Genomic DNA, 24,372 nt, shown 5'->3' with positions numbered 1-24,372 from the left:
TGCAACATCCCCTGTACCGGGAGATATTTGGAAGTGAGACCCTTCCTCAGGATTAGAGTCTGGAATTGATGATCAGTACCATCCTGTTTATCGATATAAAAGGTTCAACCAGATTGTATTCCGATTTAGGGGATGCCAAAGCCGTTGGTCTTGTACGGGAACATTTTAGGATACTTTTTAAATACATTGAAAAATATAATGGCCTTCCGGTCAAAACCATTGGGGATGCGGTCATGGGCTTTTTAATCGACTCCCGCCATACCATTCAAGTCGCAATCGAAGCCCAGCAGGCTCTGCGTGAGTATTATTTAACTTGGAACTATGGTTACTATGGCAGCCGGTATTCAGGGTGTTTCGATCCACCCATGCCTTTAAAGGTCTGGATGGAACCTACGATGTCTACCATATCCGCCCCTGAAGTGTCTGTTTTCATATACCAGACTTGTACATAAAATGTAATCGATTACATTTTTGCTTGACAATTCCTTATTTCAGGCTGATGATACTATCATACAGGAGGTAGTTATGCTTATTGGTATTTCCCCGGTAATTGGCCCTGATCTATTGGATACTCTCTTCCGGATGGGACATGGTGACGAAATAGTGCTGGCCGATGCTTTTTTTACTGGTGATTCCCTTAATTCAAGGGTGATACGGGCTGATGGATTGAGGATTCCCGACCTGTTGGATGGCATACTTGCGTTGATCAATCTGGATTCCTATGTGGAACATCCGGTTGTTATGATGCAACCAGTTCCTGGGGACGAACTTGATCTTTCAGTTGAACGTTCTTACCGGGAGGTTATCGACCGTCGCTGGCCTGGAACTCCTCCTACTGAACGGATGGAGCGATTTGCTTTTTATGAAAGGGCAAAAAAGGCCTTCGCGGTGGTTATGACCGGTGAAACCGTAAAATACGGGAATATCATTCTAAAAAAAGGTGTTATTCCAGTATCTCGATGACCACTCAATAGTGATAAGGTGTAAACGATTACATGGATGAACTGGGCCTGTTATCTCAATTTTTACCAATTATAGTGCTTGTCCTGCTGGGAGCTGTTTTAGGGAAGCGAGAGTATATCACTTTTTCAATGATAGAGGGACTTAAACGGATTGTGTCTTCTATCAGTCTGCCGGCTTTGCTTTTTCTCGCCTTTTCTCGTATCTCCATAAATGGCCGGCTTGGGATATTAGCATTGTCCGTATTTGTTTCCTGTGGTTTACTGGGATTTGCTGCCATTATCCCTGCAAAGCTTTTTTCACTGCCAAGGCAAACTACGGTCTTTCTATTCCAAGGTTTCGAGGCAGGAATGCTGGGCTATGCCCTTTTTACAACCCTGTATGGAACGCAAGCCCTTCCAGCTTTTGCATCAGCCGATCTTGGACAGGTTCTCTATGTGTTCACCATCCTGATGTTTCAGCTGCAGACGGAACATATAAAGCCTCACCAGCGGGGCCGGCAGTCTTTAGGAACAATAGTTCTTGGTATGCTCAAATCTCCGGTCATGATAGCCATTATTTCAGGCCTCATTTCATCAACCTTTGTTCCTCAGGCTCAAAATCTTCCCTGGGGGGATAGGGGATTTTTATATCCGCTGTTTAGTACCATAGGCTCAATGACCACTCCCCTGGTATCTCTTGTAGTAGGCTTTGGGCTTAAGGATCTTTCGTTGCAGAACCTGGGCAAAAGTGTACTGCTTATTATAAGCCGGCTGGTTGCGGTTATCCTGGTCGGTTTAGGGATAACCCTCCTGATACTGCCCCGTCTTGGTTATGGTCCCCTGCAAGCCTTAGCGTTGATGACCCTCTTCATACTGCCGCCGCCCTTTATCATTCCGGTTTTTAAAACAAATAATGAGGATGGAGCTTTTATTAGCACCGTCCTCTCCTTGCACACCCTGGTGGCTCTTTTGCTTGCCTTTATAATTGCCCTTATATGGGGGAATAACGCAGGGTTGCTTTCAGGGGTGCTTTAGTGAGCCGCAGGCAACATGCCACGGTCCGGGATGTAGCGGCCCTGGCAGGGGTTTCTACAGCCACGGTTTCCCGTTGCTTTGATCCGGACCTTTCCCATCTGGTAACGGCGGAAACCCGTCAGAAAGTTCTTACTGCTGCAGAAGAGTTGCATTTTACGATAAACCATGTAGCCCGGAGTCTAAAAACAAAATCCACCAAGACCGTAGCGGTGATTGCTCCGGAACTGTCTAACGATTTTTTTATGGAACTCACCGAAGCTATGGACTGCATCCTTGAACAGGCAGGATATACCCTTCTTGTTGCTTCTTCTTCCAATTCGGTGGAGGAAGAACAAAAGCGGATTTCCCTTTTTGCGGAACGTCTGGTGGATGGGATCATCGTCATTCCGGCAGGATCCCAGGGAGACCACCTGCAGCACTTAGCCTGTCAGGGTATGCCCATCCTGCTGGTGGATCGGCTTGTGGAAGGCTGTTCCCTTGGTGCGGTGCTCTCGGAAAATGAAACAGGATCGGCGGCCCTTACTCGGGCCTTAATCCAGGATGGATATTCCCGGATTGCTTTTGTCGGGGGAGATATCAGCATTTCGACTGCCCGGGAACGGCTTGCCGGTTATGGCCGGGCTATGGCTGAGGCGGGGCTTTCTGTGGAGGGCGACCTGATCCGATTAGGGGGTATGGGGGTAAGCGACGGGTATCAGCGGATGGATGAACTACTGCAAAGCCGGAATCCTCCGGAAGCCCTGGTGGCGGTGAACCTTTTGGTGCATCTGGGAATGCAGCGGCGCCTTTTGGAAGACATTAAACAGGGTTATCCTTTACCTTCCTTCGCAGTTGCTGCTTTTGATCAAACAGCTTATTCGGCCTTCTTGCCTTTCTGTAAATATATAGCAGCTCAGGATATAGCTGGTTTGGGACGGCTGGCGGCTGAACGGATTCTCATACAAATTGATGAAGTAAAAAGGATCCCTTCCACCGGAACGGTGCATCCAATAGAACCGGAAATTGTCCGTCTGCCGGTTACCATATTGCCGGTGAACTCTCATAGGATCTTCTAAAACTTTTCGTTTTAGGGGTATCCAAACATCAAAATTGCCTTGAAAGGAGGTGTCGGTATGGCAGATATAGCCAGTTTAAAAATGAATCCACCGGAGCAACGGTATCGGGGGGAACTTCCCAAAATCGGTATACGTCCCACAATCGATGGCCGGCTTGGCGGCGTGCGGGAATCCCTGGAAGAGGTGACCATGGGAATGGCCAAGGCTGCAGCGGCCTTGATTCAGTCGAAACTGCGACATCCCAATGGCATGCCCGTACAGTGTGTGATTGCGGACACCACTATTGGGGGGGTAGCAGAAGCCGCGGCCTGCGCGGACAAATTCAGACGGGAAAATGTGTCGGTAACCCTAACCGTTACTCCCTGCTGGTGCTACGGCTCTGAAACCATGGATATGGACCCCCTGACCATTAAAGCCGTGTGGGGCTTTAATGGCACCGACCGGCCAGGGGCGGTGTACCTGGCGGCAGTATTGGCAGCCCATAACCAGAAGGGTCTGCCTGCCTTTGGCATCTATGGCCACGATGTGCAGGATCTGCAGGATACGGATAAAATACCCGCCGATGTGGAAGAAAAAATCCTCCGTTTTGCCCGTGCAGGTATTGCCGCCGCCTGGATGCGGGGAAAGAGCTACCTTTCCATCGGTTCCGTTTCCATGGGCATCGCTGGCTCCATTGTAAATCCGGACTTTTTCCAGGACTATCTGGGGATGCGGACCGAGTATGTCGATATGAGCGAACTGGTCCGGCGTTTTGAGGAAAAGATTTACAGCGAAGCCGAATATAAACGGGCTCTGGAATGGGTTCGGGAAAACTGCAAGGAAGGACCGGATATCAATCCGCCGGAAAAACAGCACAACCGCAAAAAAAAAGATGAGGTCTGGTCTACCAGTGTAAAAATGGCCATGATTGTTCGGGATCTGATGGTTGGAAATTCTGACCTGAAACGGAAAGGCCTCTATGAAGAAGCCCTGGGACATAATGCTCTTTTGGCTGGCTTCCAGGGACAGCGGCATTGGACAGACCATTTCCCCAATGGGGACTTCCTTGAAACTATTTTAAATTCATCCTTTGATTGGAACGGAATCCGCAGTCCCTATCTGGTAGCAACGGAAAATGACTCCCTGAACGGAGCGGCTATGCTCTTCGGGCATCTCCTTACCGGAACAGCCCAGATATTCTCCGATGTGCGGACCTATTGGAGTCCCGAAGCGGTCCAGCGAGTTACGGGATGGAAACCTGAGGGCGTCGCGGCCCAGGGGTTCATCCACCTGATAAACTCAGGGGCTACGACCATGGATGGGACCGGCAAACAGCGCAGGGATGGCAAGCCTGCCATGAAACCCTTCTGGGAAATTACCCCCGAAGAGGCTGGGGCTTGCCTGGATGCCACCCTCTGGCGTTATGCAGACCTGGGCTACTTCCGGGGCGGCGGCTACTCATCGGATTTCTTAACCGAAGGCGGAATGCCGGTGACCATGAGTCGCATCAATCTGGTAAAGGGCCTTGGGCCGGTACTGCAAATAGCCGAAGGGGTCACCGCCACCTTGCCGGAGGATGTCCATAATAAGCTTGATAAGCGGACCAATGAAACCTGGCCAACTACCTGGTTTGTTCCGCGGCTTACAGGCAATGGTCCCTTTAAGGATGTCTACTCGGTTATGGCTGCCTGGGGCGCGAACCATGGGGCAATCAGCTACGGTCACATTGGGGCTGACCTGATTACCCTGGCTTCCATCCTGCGGATCCCTGTCTGTATGCACAATGTGGACATCAGTAGGGTGTACCGCCCCAGTTATTGGAGTGCCTTTGGTATGGACAGTGAAGGTTCCGATTACCGGGCATGTCAGATCCTTGGGCCTCTATATGGAAATGCATAAAGGTTGCTTTTAGAAAGTTAATTTTAAAAATCTATTATAGCTTATACGTACATTCAATTAGGACCTCTAAAGAATAGCTTTAGGGGTCCTTTGTGTTATTTTTTGTATGTTTTTACTTGACAATTGTACTATTACAATAATACAATAGCACTAAATGTATAGTACAAGTATACGTAGCAAAATAACATTTTCTCTTGATCCCGTGAGTGGAGTTCCCTTTTATCGACAAATTATCCAGCAAGTAGAACGGGCAATACTTGCAAAACATTTAGTTCCTGGAGATCGACTGCCGACGATTAGATCTCTGGCAATAGAATTAAAAATTAATCCGAATACAATTGCAAAGGCTTATAGTGAATTAGAGCTTCGTGGTTTGGTCATTACCCAAGTTGGTAGTGGTACCTATATTTCTGATAAAGAAGTGGATTTAAAAGAGACTGAACGGCAAAAAAGAATAGAAGAATGTATTGGGAGGTTTTTTAAAGAGATGGAAGCCTTGGGAATTCGAACAAAACAGGATCTAATCGAATTAATACAGCAATTTAAGGAGGAATAACAATGTGGTTTCATAAAAAGGATCAACAGCAGCCCTATATTAAAAATGTACATAAGGAAAATTCACAGAGAGATTTCTCCTTACATGTGATTGGTATCGGGGTTTTACTCATGTTGCTGCTTGTAACAGCAGTTTTCCGATATACAACTAATATTCAATTTAGAGGTCTCGATGCATTAGCACTCATTGCAGCTCCCATTGTGACAACACTGGTTATGACCTTGTTTCCTCGATGGCAAGTGGCTGTAAAAGTTCTTATTATCATGAGTATCCTTATTATAATTTGGTATGTAAATAATCCACAAATTTATATTCTTTATGCTGCCTTTGGTGCATTGGTTGCTCCTAGTATTCAAAAAATGGATGAATGGGAGCGGGCTATCATTTTGCGTTTTGGTAAATTTCATCAAGTTAAAGGACCTGGTGTTTTTATATTATTTCCAATTGCTGATAAGATTGCTGAAACAGTAGATTTACGGATTAGGGTTACCGATTTCTCTGCTGAAACAACACTTACGAGAGATTCTGTAACAGTCACAGTGGATGCTCTTTGCTTTTGGCTTGTATGGGATGCAGAAAAAGCAATATGCGAGGTTCAGAATTATGAAGAAGCTGTAGTTTTATCAGCAAAAACTGCTTTGCGAAACGCAATTAGTAAGCATGATCTCACCACATTCCTTGAGCTAGGTGATGAAATTGAACACCAAATTCGAAAAGAAGTAGATATAAAAACAACTGATTGGGGTATCACTGTTCAACATATCGAAATTACGGATATCCAAATCCCACAGGAATTACAGAGTTCATTAAGCCGGCTTGCCCAGGCTGAACGAGAAAAGAAAGGTCGTATACTACTGGCAGAAGCGGAGATTGATATCGCTAATCGATTTAAAGAAGCGGCTGAAATCTATATAAACAATGAAACCGCGTTAAAGCTTAAAAACTTATCAATATTAAATGAAGGCCTTAAGGCTGGTAATTCGATGATGTTAGTCCCCAACTCTATTACAGAAGAATTAAAAGTTAAGGATGTATTTGGACTAGAGGCATTGCAGGAATTGAAACAACAAAAGAAATAAAGCAATGAAAAGGAGGCCATTCATGGTTGTTGTTAAAACAAGTAATTTAGTAAAACAGTACCATATAAATGGTATGATTATACCAGCTCTACAAGGTATTACTTTACAATTTGAAACTGGTGATTTTGCTGCAATTGCAGGACCTTCGGGAAGTGGAAAATCGACATTTTTACATTTGGTTGGATGTTTAGATACTCCCACTGAAGGAATAATTGAAATAGAAGATAAAAACATAGGAAATCAAAGTAAAAAAGAACTGGCTATCTTACGTCGGCAAAAAACCGGTTTTATTTTTCAAGCATATAATCTAATTCCTGTCTTAACTGCTCTTGAAAATGTCATGCTGCCCCTTACATTACTCGGTATTCCTCAAAATGAAGCAAAGATGCGAGCTGAAAAGGCCTTAGAAGATGTCGGTCTTATCAATATGGGAAAGAGGCGGCCAAAGGAGATGTCTGGAGGTCAACAACAAAGAGTTGCAATTGCACGGGCCTTGGTAAAACATCCAGCGATTATTCTAGCTGATGAACCGACAGCTAATCTTGATTCTAAAACAGCGCGAGAAATTCTTGAATTGATGTTGGAACTAAATAAAAAAGAAAAAAGTACCTTTATCTTTTCTACCCATGACAAATTGGTCATGGAATATGCTCGTCGAATCATTGTATTACGAGATGGAATGATTGAAACAGAGCAGGTGCAGTTATGAAAATACAAGTACTCATTGAACTTGTCCGGATGGCTTTAAAAAATTTAACCCGCCACCGTGTTAAGACAATTATCACTATTGCTGCAGTCGCAATCTCTGTGGGTCTTTACATTTTTATCGATGGTTGGTTGGCTGGGATGAATATTGAATCTCAGCGAAATATTGTTGCTTTTGAAACAGGTGCTGCAAAACTTCAGACAAAAGAATACTATGAGATAAAGGACGAATTACCAATGTATGAAAGTTTTTCTCATTGGGAGCCAATTGCAGAAGTGTTAGAACAAAATGGGTATGCCGTAGCCCCTCGCTTTGTTTTTAATGGCACACTTTTTTCAAGTTCTGGTTCTGCGCCGATTGTATTTTATGCTATCGATCCTGAACGAGAATCCTCGGTTTTACGATATCCAAATTATATAGATCTAGGCCGCTTTCCCAATAAGGGATCTTTCGAGATTGTTCTTGGTTATATGGCTGCAGAAAAATTAAGGATTGGGATCCCTCGTATATTATCTCCTGAAAGGTTGGAGGAAGATCTATTGTCACTAGCCATAACAAAAGAAGAAGAAAATAAAATTCGTGGATTGTACCGCTTGTCAGAAAATAGTGATGAAAAAAGATTTATCTTGCGTTCTGATGCGAAGAAAGATGATCTGCAATTTCTCTGGAATCGTTTATTTGAGGCAGGTCAAATGCGGGTACGAATTGCTACCGTAATTGATATAAAAACAGAAACGGGAGCTATTCGACATATCAACCAGATTATTGATGTTCAAGTTGTTGGTGTTATTAATTGTCCAAACCCACAATTAAACGCAAATGTCGCATGTATACCTTTAGATGTGCTTCAGGATGAGGCTGGCATGATGTTACAAGGACATATTACCGAGCTTATTATCAGGTCTAAAAATACCCGTGATGATCGTCTCCCTGGTCCGCAAGAACATCCTGAACAGATTCAGTCCTGTCTTTTAAAAGGTATAGAGCAGAAAGGGTTGCCTATACCATCTAATTTAGTGGTATATGGCTGGAAATCATATGTATCCGATTATATTGCTGTTTCTACAGGTGATAATATTTCTAATCGAATAATAATAATCTTGCTTTTTATTATTTCGTTTATTGGAATCTCAAATACCATGCTGATGGCGGTTCTTGAAAGAACTAAAGAAACCGGCATGCTTCGATCTCTTGGAATGATAGATAGTGAAATACTCCTAGTGTACATTATAGAAGCATCATTGATTGGCTTCTTAGGTTCTTGTTTTGGTATAGTTCTTGGATGCCTTATCAATATTCCTATGGTTTTATATGGAATTGATTATTCTGCAATGGTAAGAGAGATGGAGGGAGATTTTGGCTACCGAATAGTGGGGTTATTTAGGTCTACCTGGAATTGGCCAGTTATTTTCGGTATAGGCCCTGTGGCTACAAGTATTTCTGGTCTGGGAGCCCTTTTCCCAACCATAAGGGCTCTGAAATTACCAGTCACTGACAGCCTGCGTTTTGAATAGGATGAGATTATGAAATTTGCAAATGGAACATTCCTTGTAATAGCCTTTAGAAATATCTGGCGTAATAAACGCAGAACTTGGTTCTGTATTTCTGCGGTCGCAATTGCTGTATTTTTTAATATTGCTATGAATTCCATGATTGATGGAATGGTTAAGGCTATGGAAGTAGCAGTACGTACCTTTGAAACAGGACATGTGCTTGTGGTTTCACGAGACTTTGAAGAAAACAAAGAATATCTTCCAGTTCAATATCCTCTTAATGAGACTATGCCTCTCAAGAATTTATTATCAGAGATTGAATCTATTCCTGGAGTAAAGGCAGCCCTTCCAAGAATCAGTGTCTATGCAAGTCTTTTTGACAGTACAGTAAAACATGCAATTGTGTGGGGAATAGATACAGAACGGGAATTACTGGTAAATCATTTTAATCTTACAAAGCGCAATGATGGCATTGTAGCGGGACGTTTCCCTACATTGGGATCCAACGAATGTGCAATTGGCTATACATTGGCAAAGAAGTTAGGTGTTAAGATAGGGGATACGATTTCTTTTAAAATGATTTCTGCCCAATATTCTGATAAATTTATGAATCCTCAGATCGTTGGCATTTTTAATTTTGATTATATTAAATATGATGAAAATGTGATCATCTTACCTTATGATCGACTTTCAAAAGTGCTTGTAATGCAGAATAACATACAACAACTCTTTATTTATACAAACCGTTATGAGCAGGCTGGAACGGTAAAATTAGCAGTACAATCTATCGTAGGACCGGGAGCACTGGTTCGAGAATGGAGGGAACACTATTGGATTGCTTTAATGAAATCATTCAATTTCCTCTATGTAATCATTTTTACCATATTTCAAGTAGTTGCAAGTTTCTTGATCATTAACACTATTTTAATGGTGATTCATGAACGTATCAAAGAAATTGGAATGATGGGGGCTTTAGGTTTTACTCGATGGCAAATTGTACGGACGTTTTTTTACGAAGCCCTTTATCTTAGTGTTTTTGGCGCTATGTTAGGAACTCTCATTGGTGCTTTAGGAACCTGGTTAGGATCGATGTTCCCTATGGATTTTACCTATTTTACTGGTGGAGGCCTCAAGGATTATCCCATTGCAGGTACCATCTTTCTTTCATTTACTCCAAATATATTATTGCAAGGATTTGGTTTTGGTGTGTTAGTATCTGCCTGTTGTACATTGCTACCATCCTTAAAAAGTGCATACATCGAACCTGTAGAAGCTTTACGAAGATAAGATGTCTTTAATAGAACCGTGATTAAGGGAGGAACATTATGAAATATAAAACAAGGTTTGTACTCGTTATATTGCTGATTTTCTTTGTAAAATTTTCTGCCATGTATGCACAACATCAAAGCCCGGATCCAAAGCAGCTATTGGCCCAGATTGATGCGAATGAAGTATATGATAGTATTCACTATACGGGTGAAATGATTATTGAATACCAGGGGAAGCGTTTTGTTAAATTGTTTAAAGCTTGGGCAAAGGGTAATCAACTAAGTTTTGTTGAATTTTATAATCCTGAAGATCGGGATACCAGATATTTAAAACGTGAAGGCCGTCTCTATGTGTATTCACCAGATACTGAATCGGTTATGCTGATTTCTGGTCATATGCTTAAAGAATCTATGATGGGTTCCGATTTTTCTTATGAAGATACAATTGAAAATGAGAAATTATCGGTTCGGTATACTCCTACATTGCTTGGTAAAGAGTCTATAAATAATAGAGATGCTTGGGTTCTCGAATTATTAGCTAATAAAAAAACTGAAAGCTATCCAAAACAAAAGATATGGGTAGATATCCAAACAGGAGATGTATTAAAGACTGAGCAGTATGCACTTTCAGGTGCAAAGTTGAAAGAGTATACCTTGCATAAGATTGAACAAATTGGAAATAGACGGTTTCCGATAGAATTTGAAATGAGAGATCTTCTGAGAAAGGGGAGTCGAACGGTTCTGAAAATGTCTAATGTTGTTTTAGACAAACCTATAGATGATACCTTATTTAGTATGAGGAATCTTGAACGATGAAATATTGGCGTGTATTTCTATTTATAGTAGGTTTTATTTTTATAATTTCTATTCCATATTCAGTAGCTTCAGATTGGCAATGGAGCGGTATGAGTGAATCTCTTGTACGTTCTTCCTGGGGATATGGTTATAATGAGACTTCAAATAATTTATTTGGAATAGAACAGTATGCCAATCTAAGGATGAAAGCCCCAGTAGGAGACCGAGGGATTTTTATATCTTCAGTTAACCTTTATATTCAAAGTGGTAGTTCAAATGAGGTAAATGAAAATAATACTGATTCTTTCTATTCCAGTACTATAGATGTAGATCGTTTATATTACCAAATCAAGGGCGATTCCTTTGCAACAGATATGGGAATTCTTAGATTATCCTTTGGATTTGGGCAACTATTTCGCCCTACCGATTTTCTTATCCATCCAAATCCACGAAATCCCGATGCTCGACCTCGGGGTATTCTTGGGCTTGTTTGTAACTGGTACCCGATGGATACTCTAAAAATGAGTTTCTTTGGGACCGGACCTTATGATACAACTGAAACGAATGGGAGAACCAGTCTAGCTGGTATAGTGTCAGAACACCACGGAAATCATTGGAGTGTGCAAGGGCTCTATGCAATTCAAGCTGGTAGACCTGCAATGAAGGTTGGATCTGTCACACTTCGAGATGCAACCAATGAACCTCTACATCGTTTCGGTAGCTCTATAAAATATGATGGACCGGTTTCAATCGTTTTTGATGCTTTATATACCCTTGATATGCATTGGTTGCATACACAAACCTATTATACCAGAGACTGGATTTGGTATCGAGGCCTTGAAGCTGCAATAGGTTTAGATTTTTCTATCAACGATGGAATGTTCATCATTACCAGTCAATATTGGTACAATGGTGGAAGTGCACTGGTTTCACAAGATAGTATAGATATGCTATATACAAAAGATTGGATCAACACAGTACCTGAACAGCGGTCTTTTAATGTAAACCTTCCGTTAGGTGATTTGAATCGGATGCATTATTTTATAGTGAACGGGATTTATAAAATTGATGATTATACCATGCTGGGTAGTAATGCTCTTATCGCGCTTGAGGATGGCTCGTTTTTGTGTTCATTCAATATTGATCATACCCTTTTCCAAGGAACTACAGTCAGTCTTGTGAATAAAATACCAGTAGATATGACAATGTTGTATCCCTCTGGTTGGTATGGTGAATTGGGGCCTGCCCATGTGGGGTATTGGGTAGAAATGACGCTCAAGTTAGTGATGCGTTTTTAGATCCTATGATTTTGCTGTACGATCCTGCTCTTGATATGCGATTCCCCGATTATGGGATTCAAATCCCGATACGGGATCGGCGGGCCTTGGCAGTACTTGAGTATCTTAAAAAAAAGATAATACCACCCATGCGGCCTGTACACTCGCTTGCATCAGCTGCGGATATGCTCTCTATTCCCGAAGGAGACCGACATATTAGTCGGGAAGATATTGCCAGGGCACATGATGCCAACTTTGTGGCAGCGCTGTTCGGTGAAGGGCTCGAAAAAGAACTTATCAAGACCTATGAATTGATGGATGAACAGGGAAGGTTTAGGCGATACAGCCCTGGTGATGCGGTGCGACCCCTTTCAGAGCTTTTTACCACGATCCGGGCCCAGGTCTGGGGAACCTATCTCGCCTGCCGTTTAGCTCTGGCTCATCGTAGCAAACCTTCCGGTGTAAGTTCTGAACCATTGTCTACAAATAATTCCAATCCGGGTTTTTGCTACTATTTAGGCGGTGGAATGCACCATGCCCGCTACGATTCCGGTGCAGGTTTCTGCCTTCTCAATGACATTATTATCGCAGCCCGGAGGCTTAAAGCGGAAGGACTCATTTCATCAATATGGATTATTGATCTCGATGCTCATAAGGGAGACGGTACAGCAGAGCTTGCTTCTGGTGATCCTTGTATACTGACCCTCTCCATACACATGGCTTTAGGTTGGCCTCTCGACCCGGAAACATTAGCTCATGCAGTTCCCAGCAGAGCCCCGCTGGTGGCTTCTGATGTAGATATTCCTGTATCGAAAGAAGATCAAGCGTCCTATGTATCCCGCCTTGCCTCTGGGCTTCTTCAGCTTGAAATGCTTTCAGGTGGTAAAAAACCGGATCTCGCCATCGTGGTTGATGGCGCTGACCCCTATGAAAAGGATGAACTGCCTTCCTCTGTTGATTTACAACTACCCCTCGATACCTGTGTAAAACGGGACATGACGGTTTTTTCCTTCCTGCGAGATCGGGCTATTCCTTCTACCTGGCTTCTGGCAGGTGGATATGGCGACTATGCCTGGGAGCCTCCAGCCCATTTCCTGACAAAAGTACTTACTCCTTAATTACCAACAGGGGCCGGGAACGAGCCAGGGGCAGTACTGCCGAAGGTTTCATCCATACTGGCCTCGGTATCAATCGGTATCAACAAGAAAGTAACTGCCTCGCTTTATATCCCCCTGAAACAGGACCGGCTGCCCATACTGTTCGAAAGGCTCCTCCAATTCTAGATGTCCCGCCGGGAACCCGAAGCCCTGGTGCATGTCGGGCATGCCCAGAGCATACCGGTAAATGCCAGAGAGGCTTGCGACGTTCATCAACTGGTCTATGGATTAATCTTCTTTAAGCTGTTTCAGCATGTTTTCAGTGGTATAGAGCCGCAGGGGTACCTGCATGGGCCCCTAGCGGGGGAGTTCAAAAGCCCAGGGGGATAGTTTTTCAAAGGGATAGTTCATCGAGACCTCCTTACAGAAGGATTATGGAGCAACACTTTTTATATAATTCTAATACGTTTTTAGGTGTTTTTTAACATCCTTAGGCGAACGTTAGCATGGAGTTATTCCATGCGTATAGCCTATTCTTGTGCAGGAGAAGGATTCGGTCATGCCGGCCGGATGGTCGCCCTGTATGATGATCTGAAACAGTATCATGAAGTTTTGTTGTATATACCCGAGACCGTGTCGTCCTTTGTTACCTCCCGCCTGCCCCGTGCCACAGTGCGGTCCATTCCCTGTTTTACATTTATTAAAAATAAAAACCGCGTTGAATATATCCGCACCATATTTCACAGTCTTCGCTTGGCTCTGCATTTTTACCCAACTATAAAACGCATAAGCAGGCAGTTGGTAAAGGATCGTATTCAGGCGGTCCTCTCCGATTTTGATCCCTATCTGCCCTGGGCTGCCCGGCTTGCGGGAATTCCGGTCATTCAGATGAATCATCCCGGAATCATCCGCCGCTACCTGACTATGGATCCTCGAACCTGGGTGGCTGCCCTGGTAGCTTGCATGATGGAAGGCCCCTGGGACAAACGACTCTATGTTGGGCCTACTGAAAATGTCTAAAAATGATATTTCAAAACTTTTTTACGTTAAAATGGGTTTAATTTAGTATACTAAAACTTTCAAATATGATTTATGAGGTTTAAAACCAAGTAAAAATAAAAAGCGCATAAAAAGATCCCTCAGGATCTTTTCACAGTTGGTCAGCAATACACATACCATGATTGCTGTTTCACTAGTTTCGCGTAATTTTTCATAGATTGTACCAAGACCAAACTTTCGTTTCATATATCCAAAGCCACCTTCAATCGCTTGTCGAATGGCTTCGTCAAGTCTTTGAATCTTTCGTAGCTGTCGTACTATCTTTTTATTCTCTAATGTTTCTTTAATCGGTCTGCCTAAGGGTGGTCCAGACAATCGTATTCCTCGAGCTTCACAATAGGCTCGGTTTGCTCGTGTCCGATATATTTTATCGGCATGCACCGATTCCGGATATCGACCACATCGCCTCTTATATTTTTCTATTTGTGTTGGCAAATCTTCTTGTTCGTTATAGGGTTCCCATTGTAATCGATCTATAAAAATCATCCCGTGTTCGGTCATCGATGCTGATAGTTTTGCTCCGAATTCAAAGGCCGCTTTTGCTTTACCTCGGGCTATTGGTCGTACATGGGGTTGACTGATACTGACGATTTTTCCCGATATCGAATGGGTCTTTCCCTTATACATCTGTACCTGTTGCCGGTAAACCTCATGTATCACGATAAGATCACGTCGCTGTTTTGCACTCAACGTTGTACTGGGAACCTTGTTTTGTAATTCATTGATAGTCCGTAAATTACGTCGTATGTATTGGAGTTGGGTCCGAATCGCTCTGCGTATTTCTTTTTTTGTTCTTCGTCGCCCTCGTATAAAATTGAGATATTTGATACGGGCCTGTTTTCTATAGGTTCGTGGTTTTATGGTGAGCTCACTCGCTTCATATAACGTATCAATTATCTTTTCTGTTTTCCTTCGCGCTTCATCCAATAAAGTGACATCATGGGGATGCCGGATATCCTGGGGGACGCACGTGGCATCTATAATGAGTTGCCCTCGATTTCCATGATCATGGTCATCCTTTTGGTTTTTTTTGTTCTGTTTTTTTTCAGATTCTGCTTCTACCTGTTCTTGATACCGTTTCGCTATCAACTCATTTATCTTTGCTATTGCATCAGGTCCAAGCCGTTTTCGAAAATGAACCATCATGCTTGGATCAAAGGGTTTTTCATCTTTGTAAGATTCATATCCTAAAAAATATTGCAGGTAATGGTTCTCTCGTATTGTTTCTACCGTTTCTTCATCTGTTAATTGTAATTTCTCTTTTATCAATAATGATCCCAAGGCGAGCCGTACGGTCTTGGCTGTTCTTCCAATTCGTTTTGAAAAACATTTTTTATATTCAGCTTCTATCTCTTCCCATGGAATAATTGCGGCTAATCGTACCCATCGATTATCTTCTCGTAAATGTCCTCCGAAGGGTACATAAAAGTCTTCAAACTCAGGTACCTGTTCCTTTTCCTTATACATCGTTACCCCATAGTAAAGTGCACGCTTTTTAAGGCCTTACCCCTTTCTTCCGTGCACTTCTTATTGAGATTATCTCTGTATTTGCTTCTTTTGTAAAGAGTTGTTTGTTTTTCAGGAAGCCCTATGTTTCATTTTTCGGTGGAGATATAGGACCGGTACTGAGGAAGGCCCTGCTATCCAAACCGGTACGGGATGAGGGGTTCCTGGCGGTAAATCTTAAGGTGGAAAGCCGCAAGGAGATTCTCCCCATATTAGATGCAATTCCCGGTCTACGCTACCGGCTTTATCCCGCGCCGGGGGCTAATTTTGATGAAGGCCTGCGGTCATCCCTGTGGGGTTCAGCTTTAAGGATTCCCAGAAAGAGTTGCTAGATCGGCTAAATTGTATACTTGCAACATACTGTACTTTTGTTCCCAGCAAGACTGATGAAGCGGTCAAGGCTGCGGTGTAGTAGTATATTATGGAGAGGACAAAATTTTTGATTTTTAGCAGTTTTTTAAACTTTTAAGCCAACTCTGCAAACATTTGCTCCTATGTCTAAAAAAAATAATTCAATTTTAGAAACGTTCTTATATAGTCTTAGCTGTTGAGCCGCGAAGAATGATATCTGGGGTGATCATGATTCTCCGTGGCTCTTTGTCATGGCCATTGACAACATACTGCATTAAATCGACAACCGCATGGGCCACACTTTTAATTTTAAGGTCCACCGAACTTAAATGGTAACTAGCAGCAAGCATCGTATTGTCATGACTTATGACAGAAATATCCTCCGGAACTCTTAATCCAAGATCTTTAATTGCATTAAGTGCCCCTACACCTATTATATCATTAGCAGCAAATATTGCTGTAGGTTTTTTATTTAAACCTAAATCCGTATAAAACCATCCAAATTAGCAGTAACCAAGGAAAAGAAGCATAAAAACAGCCCACAAAGTAAGGGAGAAAATCTTTTAAGAGAAGGCTGCTTCCAGAATTTAGCTGAAAAAGAGCAAAAAAAATTATAGATTACAGCAGACGCTATAGACCTGTTTGAAACAAGCAAGCCAGGGATCTTGTTCCCACAACCGGATACAGGTCTGTCTGGCGTGTCTCACAATCTTTACCGCAACACGAATCAAGTCATCAATGACTTTTCGTAGACGCTTTCTTTTAGAATCTGTTTTATAGGGAAGTGCATCCGGGAAAGCAAGCGATGTCTGGCCGATAAATCGCAAGATATTGAACGACAGCATGGCGAGTTTCAGCAGGATGGCATTTACCACAAACTTCCCCGAAGGCAAGCGTTCAACGTTCATATCTGATTTCAACTCACTGTGGAACTGTTCCGAGGTACCATGTTCATGATAGAGATCGATTACTGTTTCAGGGCTTTCATACAGATTCGTCCAGAAGGTTTCAATGTCTATCTCCGGAAACAGTAAGGGTGTCCCATCTTTGGTTATACGTGTTTCAGTAACCTGAAAAATAATATCAATATCAGGAAGCGATGCATCTCCAGCAGGCTTTTTCCCCTTTTTCTAGTATTTTTCCTACCAGCGCCATTCCGCCTATGCTATTTAATTTTTCTGTGGTAGTATTTATGACGTAATCCAAGCTTCACCTCTTGGGTGCATTTTGTTTTAGTGGTAATTCATTATACACCATCAGGTTGGCTTGGGTTACTTTATTTTTTATACGGATTCAGGTTTAAGCTTATTATTTACCGGATCGCTGGTAAACTGGGGTACTTACCCATATAAAATAGCGAAGAACCAGTAAGTCGGGAACTACGGCTAAAAATTTATCCATTTATCTTGCGTCGGATGAAGACCGATGTGCTCAAAGATTTGCCCAGTAAAACCGAGCAGACAGTAATAATCGAATTAGACCAGGACCATCTAGAATTATATCACCAGATCCGAGAAGAGGAATTGCGGGCTGTGCAAGAGGCCTTCTCATCCGGGGAAACTGCAAAGGGTTTGTTCAGACTGCTTAAAGCCATGACCCGTTTACGGCGTTTAGCAGGTATTCCGGAAGCTGATGATAACTACAACGGTATTTCAGCAAAACGGGAATATTTTCTGGATATGGTGGAAAACCTTTCAGCAGAGGGACACAAATGTCTGGTCTTTACCAATTTCCTTGCGACGGTAGATTTACTTTCGGAAGATCTGTCCAAGCGAGGGCTGGCGAATTTGGTTATGACTGGAGCCACCGTAGATCGGCAGGCATTGGTTCAGCGCTTTCAGACTGATCCGGAAGTAAAGGTTCTTATTATGACACTGAAAACCGGTGGGGTGGGTCTTAATCTGACCGCTGCGGATTATGTTTTTATTTTTGACCCCTGGTGGAATCGAGCCGCTGAAGCTCAGGCAATAGACCGGGTGCATCGAATTGGTCAAACCAAACCGATATGTGGGTGTATTCTGGGGCTTTGTAAATTTTGAAACATTGTTTAAAAAGTATGAAATTGATGAAGACCTGCACAATGAAATTGCTCTGTATGAACCATCGCAGTACCTAATAGAGTTAGAGCCAGCTCTGAGTCTCTTTACTGTTGTTCAAAATAAGTATTTATATCTTTACGAACTATTTCGTAGTCTGTTTATAGGGTATATGAAAAAACCTCCGGAATATTCTTTTCAGGAACTTATGGAGGCACCAACCGATGTTTGGTCTAATGAAACCACTATTGTGGATAATTTGTCTTTGCTTATCCAGGTATCTAAAGATGTATTACATGACGAACGTAAATATTCTCGGGGATTGATGGAAAGCGGCCTGACAAAAACTGAAATTAAAAGTATACGACCCCTCTGCGGTCAGGGAGAATTTCCCCTTAGTAAAATCCATGGGCTTGATCCAATAGAACTATTTGTTCGCTGGTATCAATCGGTGCAGTCAGACTTTACTGAACAAGATGGTACTGTTCCACAGATCTTAAGAAAAATAGTTCCTCGATTTTTTAATCCAGAAAAAACATTTTATAAATTGGATGATCCCCTGGGCAGTTTTTTTGAATTTGCTGTACTTACTGAACATCTTTCATTCCGTCAGGTTAACAGTGCCCGCATTTCAGCTAAGGCCCCCGATTGTAGATCCCTATTCTGGCATGTTTTTGTCGAATGCGCCAAGGCACAACGGTGGTTTTCTGTAGAATCACTGTATAAAACCCTCTATGTTCGAGGCTACAGATTTACCTATGCAGACCCGTACATAGAGAAGTATAGCCTGTTTTGTAGGGCTGAGTACATCGATATAGGCGAAGAGGATGCTCTTCTAAACTCAGATTATCAACGAATCATCTATGTGTGGGGCCCTCAAAGCCACCTTTTGATGGGGCTCCCGCTTTTTAAAGGTTATTGGTATCTCTTGGCCCTCTTGGGTTTAGTAGAAATTAGTGAAAAAGAACCCCCAAAACCGCTACACTATAATGGCAAGGATAGGATCATCTCCAGATTTGATGGCCTTTTTATGGTCCGGGTGACTAAATTGGGTGCCTATTGTCTGGGTCTTATCGATGAGTATGAAACCCAATCTCAGACCTCTTACGAAGCTCTGGCAGATAAGGATCTGCTTTTAGTAACTTTTCGGGGTAAATCTCTGGGGCATAAACTTTTTTTGGAACAAATAGGCAATCCTTTGGGCCCCGATAGATATAAGATTGATGAAATTTCTTTTATGCGGGCTTGTACCACGTATAAACAAGTAGAAATGAGAATAAACAAGTTTAAACAACTTATTTCCCCGGAACCTTCTGTGCGGTGGAACGAGTTTTTTAGAAACCTTAAATCTCGGTTTGGGGTACTTAAAAGCCCACAACGGGCCTTGCTTTATGATCTTACAAATGCCAGCCCCGAAGTTTATGCTTTATTGCAGAATGAAAAAATAAGGCCCCTTTACAGTCTGGTCGAAGGCAACAAAATTGTTGTCTCATTACAGGATGAACAAAAATTTCTTTCTGTTGCAAAGAGTCTGGGCTTTTTTATTGATGGAGGGTAATGGTCACCATGGGGTCTCTGACCCTGCTCACCCCTTAATTACCAAGAGGGGCCGGGAACGGGCAACGGGGCGGGCAATGCCTGCATGGACTATGGGGCCCACTACTTCATCCACATTTTTATACGCATCGGGGGCCTCTTCCCGGGCAACCTTTTTGTCCGCCGCAAAGAGCCTAATGTGATGCTGGGCCATATCCGCGCTGATGTCCTCGAACTGGTAGCGCCGCACCGCCTCGTTCCGGCTTAAGCGGCGGCCCGCCCCATGGGCGGTACTGCCGAAGGTTTCATCCATACTGGCCCCGGTACCTACAAGAATGTAACTGCCCCGCTTCATGTCCCCCGGAAGGAGAACCGGCTGTCCATATTGGGCGAAGGGCCCCTCCAATTCAGGATGCCCCGCCGGGAATGCCCGGGTGCCGCCCTTGCGATGGACCAGTAGTTTTTTTCCGTCGTGGACCTCCTCCTTGGCAATGTTGTGGGCCACATCGTAGATGAGGTCGATGCTCTGTCCCGCCATGAGGTCTGGATAGACCTGCTCAAAGGCGGTCCTGACCTGGTGGGTAATGATCTGCCGGTTCACCCAGGCATAATTTGCCGCCGCGGACATGGCAGCAAAATACTGGCGGCCTTCGCTGGTTTTAAAGGGTAGGGCCGCGAGTTCGTGGTTGTACAGGGGTATCTTGTATTGGTCCATCTTTTTCTTAAACAGGTTGATGAAATCCGTGGCGACCTGGTGGCCTAAGCCCCGGGAGCCGGTGTGTATCCAGACCACAATGTCATGTTCCCGTAGCCCAAAGGCCGCGGCATATTCCGCATCGTAGATAGTTTCGATGTAATCGACCTCGAGGAAATGGTTCCCCGCCCCCAGGGTGCCAAGTTCATCCCGGCCCCGCTCAATAGCCTTTTCACTCACCAGTTCCGCATCGGCGGCCGCAAGGTGCCCCTGGCTTTCCATGGCTGACTGATCAGAAGGAACACCGAAACCTGCTGAAATAATCCAGGGGGCACCTTCGCTGAGGAGCCCTTTCATCTCAGCCTTGCTGAAGACCCTGTGTCCCGTTGAACCCACACCGCTGGGCACAAGGGCGAAGAGCCTTTTCCCCAGTTCATCCAGACGGTCTTCGATGGCCTGGCGGCTTAAACCGGTTCGCAGGAGCCGCACCCCGCAGTTAATATCAAAGCCCACACCGCCGGGGGAAATGATCCCCGAGTCGATGTCAAAGGCGGCGACCGCACCGATGGGGAAGCCAAAGCCCTGGTGCATGTCGGGCATGCCCAGGGCATACCGGTAAATGCCGGGGAGACTCGCGACGTTCATCAACTGGTCTATGGATTGGTCTTCTTCGAGCTGTTTCAGCATCCCTTCGGTGGTATAGAGCCGCAGGGGCACCTGCATGGGGCCCTTTCGGGGGAGTTCAAAGACCCAGGGTGATTTTCTTTCAAAGGCATATTTCATGGAAACCTCCTGGCAGAAGTCTCAAGGAGCGGAACTTTTTATATAATTCTAATACTTTTTTAGGCCTTTTTTAACATCCATAGGCGAACCTTAGCATGGAGGTACTCCTATGCGTATAGCCTATTCCTGTGCTGGGGAAGGATTCGGACATGCGGGCCGGATGGTCGCCCTGTATGATGACCTTAAGCAGTATCATGAGGTACTGTTGTATATACCTGAAACAGTGTCGGCCTTTGTTGCATCCCGCTTACCCCGGGCGGCAGTGCGCAGTATACCCTGTTTTACCTTTATAAAAAATAAAAACCGTGTAGAGTATATTCGTACTGTTTTTTATAGCCTGAGACAGGCCCTGCATTTTTTTCCTGCCATAAAGCGGCTCTCCCGTCAGTTGGTAAAGGACCGGATTCAGGCGGTGCTCTCCGATTTCGATCCCTATCTGCCCTGGGCTGCCCGGCTCGTGGGCATACCAGTCATTCAGATGAATCATCCCGGCATCATCCGCCGGTATCTTACTCTGGACCCCCGAACCTGGGTGGCCGCCCTGGTAGCGTTTATGATGGAAGGCCCCTGGGATTGGCGGCTCCATGTGTCATTTTTCGGAGGCGATATCGGGCCTGTACTGCGCAAGGCCTTGCTTGCCAAACCGGTTCGGAATGAGGCTTTCCTCGCGGTAAACCTAAAAATAGAAAGCCGCAAGGACATTCTCCCCCTCCTGGACGCGATTCCCGGTTTAACCTACCGGCTTTATCCAGCACCGGGGGCGGATTTTGATGAGGGCCTGCGGAACTGTACCGCAGTGATCACCAACGGGGGGCACCAGACCCTGTCGGAAGCCCTGGTTCTTGGTAAACCGGTGCTGGCTATTCCCCAGCGAGGCCAGGCTGAACAGGAACTGAATGCCCGGATGCTCCAGCAAAGCGGCCGGGGCCTCATGGTGTACGATGTGCGGGAACTCGGAAAAGTTTTACCGCGCTTTCTCGCCTCCCTCGAACAGCTGCGGCGGCCCGCGGTTATTCCCGTTGGGTTCCGGTTCAAGGATTCCCGGCAGGAGCTCATCAACCGGCTGAATGCCATTTTGGCCGCTTATGACGTCCCCGTTACCGCCACCGCCAGCAGGAGCGAAGCGATCAAGGTCGCGGTGTAAAGCTAATACATATACTATCCAATTTTCGCTGTGGAACCACGGAGGATAAGCTCCGGGGTGATCATGATTCTCCGTGGCTCTTTATCGTGGCCATTGACAACATACTGCATTAAATCGACGACCGCATGGGCGACACTTTTAATTTTAAGGTCCACAGAGCTTAAATGATAACTAGCGGCAAGCATTGTATTGTCATGACTGATAACAGAAATATCCTCCGGGACTCTCAGTCCAAGCTCTTTAATCACATTAAGTGCCCCTACCCCCATCATATCATTGGCTGCAAATATTGCTGTGGGCCTTTTATTCGAGACAAAGAACTCTCGTACAATATCTTCAGTTTCTTTTATTCCTGCTTCTTTGTCAGCATCAGGAATTACTAATACATAATTATCCTTTGGAGGCGTCCCGGCCAGGGTAAGTTCCTCTCTCCATACTTTTTCTTTTAAATCTAATGAATAACCAATTTTATTTCTGAGAAACAGAATATCCCGGTGTCCAAGCCCGATGAGGTGGGACATTACTTTTTTCATACCGTAGTATTGGTCCACAACAACTTCATTCATTTCCAAAACTTGATTAAAAGAATGTACAATAACAAGGGGTAATCGTTCAGAAATCTTTGTAAATAGGCCGGTCTCGTAGTTTTTAAAAGGTGGATCGTGGAGAATAATGCCTTCAACACCCCGGGCAAGCAGATCCGCAAGGCAGCGATACTCAATGTCAGCAGTTTCATTCCTGCTTACATATACATTTATCCCCAATTCTTCATATCTATCTATAATTGTTTCAACAAACTCCATGCTATATGGATTAGTCATGCTATGGGTTAGGACAGCTACAGCTTTGTAGGGGGTTCCCAAATGTCTACGAGTCAGATCATCGGGCAAATAATTTAAGCGACGAATCGCTCCCTCAACCAATTCCCGCTTTTCTTTGCTTACCGGCTGATTATTAATTACTCGGGATACAGTTGCAGTTGATACACCTGCTTCCAGTGCTATTTCTTGTATAGTCATAATTTTCTCTGAACCAATTATATCTAAAGTGAAGGTCTTGTAAATATATGATTATGGAGAATTAATTAAAATAATAGAAATAAATTTCAGATAATTAGAAAATATTTACATTATAACTTTACAGATTTTACAAATCGTAGTATAGTTTTGAATAGGAGGTGTGAAAGGATGAAAGGCATAAAGAATGTTTCATCACATACCACAAGAGAGCATATAATAGCCCTTTTCTTCATTTTCCCGAGCTTGATTGGATTCAGCATGTTTTTCCTAGTACCTACGTTACGTGGTTTTTGGTTAAGTTTTACAAACTGGGATTTATTAAGTAAGGCTGAATTTATTGGTTTTAAAAATTATAAGGCACTGATTACTGATCCAGATTTCTGGCATTCTCTCTTTATCACGTTTCAGTATGTCCTCTGGAATATACCAATACAAACTGTTTTAGCATTACTGCTTGCCATGATTATGGAACGATCTACTTCTTCCGTGTTGGTAAGAAGCTTGTTTCTTATTCCATGGTTGTTACCAAATGTTGTAGTTGCCCTTCTTTGGCTCTGGATGATGGATCCCGCAATTGGTATTATTAATGAAATAATTAAAGCTGTCGGTTTTAAATCTGTTCCATTCCTTTTTTCTGATACCCTATCGTTACCATCAGTAGCAGCTATAAATATCTGGCGCCATATGGGATATACGGCTTTAATTGTTTTTGCAGGCATTCAAGGATTTCCTAAAGAAGTCGAAGAAGCCGCATTAATTGATGGTGCTGGCCCCTGGAAACGATTTTTTACAATTCTCATCCCCTACTTAAAACCTGTTCTTGCCTTTGTTGTCATTACCTCTGTTATTGGTTCGTTTCAAATATACGATACGATTGCGGTTACCACAAAAGGTGGGCCTGTAAACGCAACGTATGTTATTTATTTGTATATATTTAAAAATGGTTTTGAAAGTTATCGTATGGGATATGCCACTGCAGTTTCGATGGTCCTTTTCCTCATATTAATTGGTATCAGCTTTTTGCAGATGCGATTGTCCAGAGCAAATGAGTCAGACTTTTAAAG

24 protein-coding genes and 2 pseudogenes are annotated in these 24,372 nt (G+C 43.7%); 20 read left to right on the top strand and 6 right to left on the bottom strand.

The window, feature by feature from the left end:
• Positions 1-68: 68 nt before the first annotated feature.
• The 13 genes from SPICA_RS11395 to SPICA_RS11335 all read left to right on the top strand — a co-directional run bounded on the left by SPICA_RS11395 (position 69) and on the right by SPICA_RS11335 (position 13,201).
• The gene (locus tag SPICA_RS11395; RefSeq protein ID WP_041396232.1) at positions 69-452 is read left to right on the top strand and encodes an adenylate/guanylate cyclase domain-containing protein; all 384 of its coding nucleotides are present in this window, start codon (positions 69-71) and stop codon (positions 450-452) included.
• Positions 453-525: 73 nt separating this feature from the next.
• Entirely contained in the window at positions 526-963 is a 438-nt protein-coding gene (gene fucU, locus SPICA_RS11390) for an L-fucose mutarotase (protein WP_013969641.1), read from the top strand.
• 32 nt (positions 964-995) lie between these two features.
• A complete protein-coding gene (locus SPICA_RS11385; RefSeq protein ID WP_013969640.1) occupies positions 996-1,976 on the top strand; it encodes an AEC family transporter in 981 nt (326 codons plus the stop codon).
• Positions 1,976-3,031, top strand: a complete 1,056-nt coding sequence (locus SPICA_RS11380) for a LacI family DNA-binding transcriptional regulator (protein ID WP_013969639.1) — start codon at positions 1,976-1,978, stop codon at positions 3,029-3,031. The genes SPICA_RS11385 and SPICA_RS11380 overlap by 1 nt, the downstream gene beginning before the upstream one ends.
• Before the next feature lie 57 nt (positions 3,032-3,088).
• A complete protein-coding gene (locus SPICA_RS11375; RefSeq protein ID WP_013969638.1) occupies positions 3,089-4,909 on the top strand; it encodes an L-fucose isomerase in 1,821 nt (606 codons plus the stop codon).
• Positions 4,910-5,063: 154 nt separating this feature from the next.
• Complete coding sequence (locus tag SPICA_RS11370) at positions 5,064-5,465, top strand: GntR family transcriptional regulator (protein ID WP_013969637.1); 402 nt, start codon at positions 5,064-5,066, stop codon at positions 5,463-5,465.
• Positions 5,466-5,467: 2 nt separating this feature from the next.
• Positions 5,468-6,544, top strand: a complete 1,077-nt coding sequence (locus SPICA_RS11365) for an SPFH domain-containing protein (RefSeq protein WP_013969636.1) — start codon at positions 5,468-5,470, stop codon at positions 6,542-6,544.
• Between the two features lie 22 nt (positions 6,545-6,566).
• Positions 6,567-7,253 carry an ABC transporter ATP-binding protein gene (locus SPICA_RS11360; protein WP_013969635.1) on the top strand — a complete coding sequence of 229 codons (687 nt, stop codon included), beginning with the start codon at positions 6,567-6,569 and terminating at the stop codon, positions 7,251-7,253.
• Positions 7,250-8,764, top strand: coding sequence for an FtsX-like permease family protein (locus tag SPICA_RS11355; protein WP_013969634.1), 1,515 nt, complete (start codon positions 7,250-7,252; stop codon positions 8,762-8,764). Before SPICA_RS11360 ends, SPICA_RS11355 begins: the two co-directional genes overlap by 4 nt.
• A gap of 9 nt (positions 8,765-8,773) precedes the next feature.
• Positions 8,774-10,030, top strand: coding sequence for an ABC transporter permease (locus tag SPICA_RS11350; protein WP_013969633.1), 1,257 nt, complete (start codon positions 8,774-8,776; stop codon positions 10,028-10,030).
• A 38-nt stretch (positions 10,031-10,068) separates the two neighbouring features.
• Positions 10,069-10,827: an outer membrane lipoprotein-sorting protein gene (locus SPICA_RS11345; protein WP_013969632.1), complete on the top strand. Its 759-nt coding sequence runs from the start codon at positions 10,069-10,071 to the stop codon at positions 10,825-10,827.
• Positions 10,824-12,104, top strand: a complete 1,281-nt coding sequence (locus tag SPICA_RS11340) for a hypothetical protein (protein WP_013969631.1) — start codon at positions 10,824-10,826, stop codon at positions 12,102-12,104. Before SPICA_RS11345 ends, SPICA_RS11340 begins: the two co-directional genes overlap by 4 nt.
• Positions 12,065-13,201, top strand: a complete 1,137-nt coding sequence (locus tag SPICA_RS11335; protein WP_215904890.1) for an arginase family protein — start codon at positions 12,065-12,067, stop codon at positions 13,199-13,201. The genes SPICA_RS11340 and SPICA_RS11335 overlap by 40 nt, the downstream gene beginning before the upstream one ends.
• A 69-nt stretch (positions 13,202-13,270) precedes the next feature.
• Here SPICA_RS11335 and SPICA_RS11330 read toward each other — a convergent pair whose 3' ends face one another.
• A complete protein-coding gene (locus SPICA_RS11330) occupies positions 13,271-13,453 on the bottom strand; it encodes an RtcB family protein (RefSeq protein ID WP_041396231.1) in 183 nt (60 codons plus the stop codon).
• Positions 13,454-13,699: 246 nt separating this feature from the next.
• On the opposite strand from SPICA_RS11330, the gene SPICA_RS11325 reads away from it, so the two are divergent.
• Positions 13,700-14,200: a glycosyltransferase family protein gene (locus SPICA_RS11325; protein ID WP_013969629.1), complete on the top strand. Its 501-nt coding sequence runs from the start codon at positions 13,700-13,702 to the stop codon at positions 14,198-14,200.
• A gap of 42 nt (positions 14,201-14,242) precedes the next feature.
• On the opposite strand, the gene SPICA_RS11320 is transcribed toward SPICA_RS11325, so the two are convergent.
• Positions 14,243-15,706 (bottom strand): IS5 family transposase, encoded by a 1,464-nt coding sequence (locus SPICA_RS11320; RefSeq protein WP_013969191.1) that lies wholly within the window; start codon positions 15,704-15,706, stop codon positions 14,243-14,245.
• Between the two features lie 104 nt (positions 15,707-15,810).
• On the opposite strand from SPICA_RS11320, the gene SPICA_RS11315 reads away from it, so the two are divergent.
• Positions 15,811-16,077, top strand: a complete 267-nt coding sequence (locus tag SPICA_RS11315) for a hypothetical protein (RefSeq protein ID WP_041396230.1) — start codon at positions 15,811-15,813, stop codon at positions 16,075-16,077.
• Positions 16,078-16,275: 198 nt separating this feature from the next.
• Here SPICA_RS11315 and SPICA_RS15895 read toward each other — a convergent pair.
• A pseudogene (locus SPICA_RS15895) lies at positions 16,276-16,557 on the bottom strand (substrate-binding domain-containing protein); the annotation flags it as partial.
• 150 nt (positions 16,558-16,707) lie between these two features.
• The gene (locus SPICA_RS15330; RefSeq protein WP_257720290.1) at positions 16,708-17,109 is read right to left on the bottom strand and encodes a transposase; all 402 of its coding nucleotides are present in this window, start codon (positions 17,107-17,109) and stop codon (positions 16,708-16,710) included.
• Between the two features lie 363 nt (positions 17,110-17,472).
• Between SPICA_RS15330 and SPICA_RS15835 the strand changes: the two are divergent.
• From SPICA_RS15835 to SPICA_RS11300, 3 genes and pseudogenes are all read left to right on the top strand, one after another.
• Positions 17,473-17,697, top strand: a pseudogene (locus SPICA_RS15835) (SNF2-related protein); the annotation flags it as partial.
• Positions 17,689-18,135, top strand: coding sequence for a C-terminal helicase domain-containing protein (locus SPICA_RS15830; protein ID WP_335328888.1), 447 nt, complete (start codon positions 17,689-17,691; stop codon positions 18,133-18,135). The pseudogene SPICA_RS15835 and the gene SPICA_RS15830, both read left to right, overlap by 9 nt.
• Positions 18,083-19,690, top strand: a complete 1,608-nt coding sequence (locus tag SPICA_RS11300; RefSeq protein ID WP_156789673.1) for a hypothetical protein — start codon at positions 18,083-18,085, stop codon at positions 19,688-19,690. The genes SPICA_RS15830 and SPICA_RS11300 overlap by 53 nt, the downstream gene beginning before the upstream one ends.
• A 27-nt stretch (positions 19,691-19,717) precedes the next feature.
• Here the strand turns inward: SPICA_RS11300 and SPICA_RS11295 are convergent, their stop codons facing one another.
• On the bottom strand, positions 19,718-21,145 hold the full coding sequence (locus tag SPICA_RS11295) for an RtcB family protein (protein ID WP_013969626.1): 1,428 nt from the start codon (positions 21,143-21,145) through the stop codon (positions 19,718-19,720).
• Positions 21,146-21,254: 109 nt separating this feature from the next.
• On the opposite strand from SPICA_RS11295, the gene SPICA_RS11290 reads away from it, so the two are divergent.
• Positions 21,255-22,289, top strand: coding sequence for a glycosyltransferase family protein (locus SPICA_RS11290; protein WP_013969625.1), 1,035 nt, complete (start codon positions 21,255-21,257; stop codon positions 22,287-22,289).
• A 14-nt stretch (positions 22,290-22,303) separates the two neighbouring features.
• Here SPICA_RS11290 and SPICA_RS11285 read toward each other — a convergent pair whose 3' ends face one another.
• A complete protein-coding gene (locus SPICA_RS11285; RefSeq protein WP_013969624.1) occupies positions 22,304-23,308 on the bottom strand; it encodes a LacI family DNA-binding transcriptional regulator in 1,005 nt (334 codons plus the stop codon).
• A gap of 168 nt (positions 23,309-23,476) precedes the next feature.
• On the opposite strand from SPICA_RS11285, the gene SPICA_RS11280 reads away from it, so the two are divergent.
• Positions 23,477-24,370: a carbohydrate ABC transporter permease gene (locus SPICA_RS11280; RefSeq protein WP_013969623.1), complete on the top strand. Its 894-nt coding sequence runs from the start codon at positions 23,477-23,479 to the stop codon at positions 24,368-24,370.
• Positions 24,371-24,372 lie beyond the last annotated feature (2 nt).

The sequence above is a fragment of the Gracilinema caldarium DSM 7334 genome (assembly GCF_000219725.1).
Taxonomy (GTDB): Bacteria; Spirochaetota; Spirochaetia; order Treponematales; family Breznakiellaceae; genus Gracilinema; species Gracilinema caldarium.
This window is presented reverse-complemented; position numbering and strand designations above follow the sequence as displayed.

Excerpts from the sequence above, each read along its gene's own strand:
- SPICA_RS11395 (WP_041396232.1), top strand. The coding sequence starts at position 69 with ATGATCAGTACCATCCTGTTTATCGATATAAAAGGTTCAACCAGATTG.
- fucU (WP_013969641.1), top strand. The coding sequence starts at position 526 with ATGCTTATTGGTATTTCCCCGGTAATTGGCCCTGATCTATTGGATACT.
- SPICA_RS11385 (WP_013969640.1), top strand. The coding sequence starts at position 996 with ATGGATGAACTGGGCCTGTTATCTCAATTTTTACCAATTATAGTGCTT.
- SPICA_RS11375 (WP_013969638.1), top strand. The coding sequence starts at position 3,089 with ATGGCAGATATAGCCAGTTTAAAAATGAATCCACCGGAGCAACGGTAT.
- SPICA_RS11370 (WP_013969637.1), top strand. The coding sequence starts at position 5,064 with ATGTATAGTACAAGTATACGTAGCAAAATAACATTTTCTCTTGATCCC.
- SPICA_RS11365 (WP_013969636.1), top strand. The coding sequence starts at position 5,468 with ATGTGGTTTCATAAAAAGGATCAACAGCAGCCCTATATTAAAAATGTA.
- SPICA_RS11360 (WP_013969635.1), top strand. The coding sequence starts at position 6,567 with ATGGTTGTTGTTAAAACAAGTAATTTAGTAAAACAGTACCATATAAAT.
- SPICA_RS11355 (WP_013969634.1), top strand. The coding sequence starts at position 7,250 with ATGAAAATACAAGTACTCATTGAACTTGTCCGGATGGCTTTAAAAAAT.
- SPICA_RS11350 (WP_013969633.1), top strand. The coding sequence starts at position 8,774 with ATGAAATTTGCAAATGGAACATTCCTTGTAATAGCCTTTAGAAATATC.
- SPICA_RS11345 (WP_013969632.1), top strand. The coding sequence starts at position 10,069 with ATGAAATATAAAACAAGGTTTGTACTCGTTATATTGCTGATTTTCTTT.
- SPICA_RS11340 (WP_013969631.1), top strand. The coding sequence starts at position 10,824 with ATGAAATATTGGCGTGTATTTCTATTTATAGTAGGTTTTATTTTTATA.
- SPICA_RS11330 (WP_041396231.1), bottom strand. The coding sequence starts at position 13,453 with ATGAACGTCGCAAGCCTCTCTGGCATTTACCGGTATGCTCTGGGCATG.
- SPICA_RS11325 (WP_013969629.1), top strand. The coding sequence starts at position 13,700 with ATGCGTATAGCCTATTCTTGTGCAGGAGAAGGATTCGGTCATGCCGGC.
- SPICA_RS11320 (WP_013969191.1), bottom strand. The coding sequence starts at position 15,706 with ATGTATAAGGAAAAGGAACAGGTACCTGAGTTTGAAGACTTTTATGTA.
- SPICA_RS15830 (WP_335328888.1), top strand. The coding sequence starts at position 17,689 with ATGACCCGTTTACGGCGTTTAGCAGGTATTCCGGAAGCTGATGATAAC.
- SPICA_RS11295 (WP_013969626.1), bottom strand. The coding sequence starts at position 21,145 with ATGAAATATGCCTTTGAAAGAAAATCACCCTGGGTCTTTGAACTCCCC.
- SPICA_RS11290 (WP_013969625.1), top strand. The coding sequence starts at position 21,255 with ATGCGTATAGCCTATTCCTGTGCTGGGGAAGGATTCGGACATGCGGGC.
- SPICA_RS11285 (WP_013969624.1), bottom strand. The coding sequence starts at position 23,308 with ATGACTATACAAGAAATAGCACTGGAAGCAGGTGTATCAACTGCAACT.
- SPICA_RS11280 (WP_013969623.1), top strand. The coding sequence starts at position 23,477 with ATGAAAGGCATAAAGAATGTTTCATCACATACCACAAGAGAGCATATA.